Source organism: Streptomyces sp. CC53 (assembly GCF_001865245.1).
Taxonomy (GTDB): domain Bacteria; phylum Actinomycetota; class Actinomycetes; order Streptomycetales; family Streptomycetaceae; genus Streptomyces.
This window is the reverse complement of record NZ_MKXB01000108.1, coordinates 1-3,745: the sequence shown is the minus strand read 5'-3', so window position 1 is coordinate 3,745 and position 3,745 is coordinate 1. Positions and strand designations below refer to the sequence as shown.

The window sequence follows — 3,745 nt, the reverse complement described above, 5'->3', positions numbered from 1 at the left end:
AGCCCGCGGCTCCGTGGTGGGCTCGGGGGTGGGAACGCGGGCGGCAGTACGGCCGGGGGCACCACTCGGGCGCAGGGGCGGGACGGGGGCAGGCGGGTGCGTAGGCGGCGGGCACGCGCCGGGAGGATCGGCACACGCGGCGGCGACCCGCGCACCCGGGATGCGGCGACGCCCTCGGGCACACGCACGGCCACGCCTCCCGGGCGCGCCCGGGAGGCGCGCCACCACACGGCATGCACACGCCACCGGCAGTCACGGCACCCCCGCAGACCGGCGCACACCCGCCCGCGAGCGTCGGACGCACCCCGCAGGCCCGGCGCCCCGCACCGCACCGCACACACGCGACCGGCGGACTCGGTACCGCAGGAACGCACCACCAGGTGTGGAGGCCGTGCGCACCGGGACCCACGGCGCTCGCCGCGGGTGCCCGGCGCGGCAGCCGCGTTCGGGCCGGACAGCGCCTGCGGTGGGCCTCGCGCCACCCCTGCGTGGAGGTCCGCCTACTTCAGGAGGCGGGACATGCGGCGGTCCGCCAGCGGTCTGCCGCCGGTCTGGCAGTGCGGGCAGTACTGGAGGGAGGAGTCGCTGAAGGACACCTCCCTGATGGTGTCGCCGCACACCGGGCAGGGCTCGCCCGTACGGCCGTGCACGCGGAGCCCGCTCTTCTTCTCGGCCTTGAGGCGACCGGCCTCCATGCCGTGCGCGCGGGCGACGGCACCGCCGAGGGTCGTGCGGAGCGCCTCGTAGAGGGCGGTGACGTCGTCGTCCGTGAGGTTCCGGACCGGCTTGAACGGCGACATGCGGGCGGCGTGCAGGATCTCGTCGCTGTAGGCGTTGCCGATGCCCGCGATGAGGCCCTGGTCGCGCAGGGCGCCCTTGATCTGCCGCCGCTCCCCCGCGAGGACGGCGGCGAAGGCGGCGCGGTCGAAGCCCTCGGCGAGCGGGTCGGGCCCGAGCCGCGCCACCCCGGGGACCTCGGCCGGATCGCGCACCAGGTACACGGCGAGCCGCTTGGTCGTGCCCGCCTCGGTGAGGTCGAAGCCGTCGCCGCCGGTGAGCGCGACCCGCAGGGCGAGCGGCCCCTTGCCCGGGCGGGGCGCCCCGGAGGGCAGGACGTCCCGCCACTGGAGCCAGCCCGCACGGGCCAGGTGCACCACGAGGTGCAGGCCGCCCGCGGTGATGTCGAGGAACTTGCCGTGCCGGTCGACGGCCGTGACGGCGGCCCCGTCGAGGGCGCTCAGCGGCGGGTCGTACGTCTTGAGAACGCTGATCGCGACGGGCAGGGCCCGGGCGATCTCCTTGCCGGTGAGGTGGACGTCGAGGAACTCGCGCAGTGCTTCGACCTCGGGCAGCTCGGGCATGTCCCCAGCCTGCCGCAGTCCGCCGCCGCGCGCCTCACGGACGGTAGGCGCGGGTGGCGGAGGACCGGCGCTCAGCCGCACCGGCGCACGGCCGGGCTCGCGCCTCCGTGCTCCTCCTCAGCCGGCCGCGGCCGAGGAGGCCCCGGGCGTCTGCGGCGTGCGCGGCACGTGGGGCGTTCCCGCCGCGGGCGGGGTGCCCGGCGCTGCCGCGGCCCGCTCGGGCAGGACGAACTCGCACCACACGCACTTGCCGCTGCCGCGCGACTCCACGCCCCACGCTTCGGCGAGCTGGTCGACCAGCAGCAGTCCGCGGCCGTTGACGCCGTCCTCGCCCGCCTCGCGCCGGCGCGGCAGGACGCTGGAGCGGTCCTCGACCTCGACGCGGAGGCGCCGCTCGGGGCCGGTCAGCATCCGCAGGGTGACGACGGCCCCGCCGTCCGTGTGCAGCAGCGAGTTGGTGATCAGTTCGTCGGCGGCCAGCTCGATCTCGTCGGACCGCTCGCGCCCGCCCCAGGCCCGTACGGCCGCGCGGATCATGTGCCGGGCGGAGCGCAGGGCCTCCGGGTCGCTCTGGGCGACGTGCTGCTGGAGCTTGCCGCCGGCCTGCGGGGTGTAGCCGCCACGGCGGCGCAGCAGCAGGATCGCCACGTCGTCGTCGCCGCCGCGCTCGTCGACGACGTCGCACAGGTCGTCCGCGAGCGCCTGGAGGTCCTGCGGGCCGCCGCGGACGCGGGCGGTGAGCCACTGCATGCCCTCGTCGAGGTCGGAGCCCGGCTGCTCGACGAGGCCGTCGGTGTAGAGGACCAGGGTCTGGCCCGGGTCCAGTTCGAGGACGGTCACGGGGTAGTCGAGTGCGCCGAACTCGGCGGACAGGCCGAGCGGCAGGCCGCCCTGGACGGGCACGCGGCGGCAGTTGCCGTCCGCCTCCCGCAGCAGCGGGTCCACGTGGCCGGCGCGCACCACCTGCACGACACCTGAGGCGAGGTCCACCTCCATGTAAGTGGCGGTGGCGAAGCGGTCGGTGTCGAGTTCCTGCAGGAACACGGAGGCGCGGGCCATGGCGGTGGCGGGGGTGTGGCCCTCGGCGGCGTAGGCGCGCAGCACGATGCGGAGCTGGCCCATGACGGCGGCGGCGTGGGTGTCGTGCCCCTGCACGTCTCCGATGACCGCGCCGACCCGGCCGCCGGGCAGCGGGATGATGTCGTACCAGTCGCCGCCGATGTCCCGGCCGAGGCGGCCCGACCGGTAGCGGACGGCGATGTGGGCGCCGGGCACTTCCGGGATGCGGCGCGGCAGCATGGCCTGCTGGAGCCCCTCCGCGAGGTCGTGCTCCTGCTCGAAGAGCATGGCGCGCTGGATGCTCTGGGCGATGCTGCTGCCGAGCGCCACGAGGACGTTCCGGTCGTCGGCGGTGAAGCCCGACTTGTCGCTGTAGAGCAGGCCGATCGCGCCGATGGGGCGGGCCTGCGCGATGAGCGGCAGGTAGGCGGCCGCGGTGATGCCGAGGTCGGTGATGTGCGGCCACAGCAGCGGGTAGGAGGCGGCGAAGTCCTCGGGCGACTCGATGAAGCGGGGGGCGAGGGTGCGGATGACCTCGCTCATCGGGTACGACTCCTCCACCCGGGTGTAGCGGGTGCCGGGCACGAAGGACCCGTCGGGGCCGTCGGCCACGAGGTGGATGCGGCCGGATTCCAGCAGGCCCATGACGACGCTGGTGGCGCCCAGGTGTTCCAGGCCCTGCGAGTCCTTGAGGAGGTCGATGACGTCCTGGACGGTGCGGGCGTGGGCGAGGGCGGCCGTGGTGGACTCGACGACGCTCGTCAGGCGGCGGCGTTCGACGTCCACCTCCAGGCGGGCGGTCGCCTCGGCGAGCTCCTGCGTGGCGTCGCGGACGATGCCGATGATCCGGTGGGGGCGCCCGCTGTCGTCGCGCCGGATGAAGCCCTGCGTGTGCGTCCAGCGCAGACCGCCGTCGCGGGTGCGGATGCGGAAGTACGCCCCGTAGTGGGAGCGGCCGCTCTTGAGGGCCTGGGTGACCATGCCGTCGAGCCGTACGGCCTCGCTGGGAGGCACTCTCCGTGACAGGCTCGCCGGCTTGCCGTCGTACTCGTCCGGATCCAACTGGAAGACGTCGAGGGCGACCTCGTCCATGTGCATCAGGCCGTTGTCGAGGTCCCAGTCGAAGCTGCCCATGCGGTTGAGGGACAGGCTCTGATCCGGATGGGCGGGCCAGTCCTCGGGGAGCGACAGGGCATCCGCTGCCGGATCAACCATGTGGCCACTCTGCCATCATTTGTCTGTTTTATCGACCTCATGCGGACAGCGGGAGGCGCCGGCTCGCCGCCCCGTCACCCGTCCGCTCCCATCGGCCCGACCAGAAGCCC

At 74.6% G+C, this 3,745-nt stretch carries 2 protein-coding genes; both read right to left on the bottom strand.

The window, feature by feature from the left end:
• Window positions 1-500: 500 nt before the first annotated feature.
• Window positions 501-1,361, bottom strand: a complete 861-nt coding sequence (locus tag BJP40_RS10680) for an Fpg/Nei family DNA glycosylase (RefSeq protein ID WP_071280168.1) — start codon at window positions 1,359-1,361, stop codon at window positions 501-503.
• A 117-nt stretch (window positions 1,362-1,478) separates the two neighbouring features.
• Window positions 1,479-3,635, bottom strand: coding sequence for a SpoIIE family protein phosphatase (locus BJP40_RS10675; RefSeq protein WP_079171069.1), 2,157 nt, complete (start codon window positions 3,633-3,635; stop codon window positions 1,479-1,481).
• Window positions 3,636-3,745 lie beyond the last annotated feature (110 nt).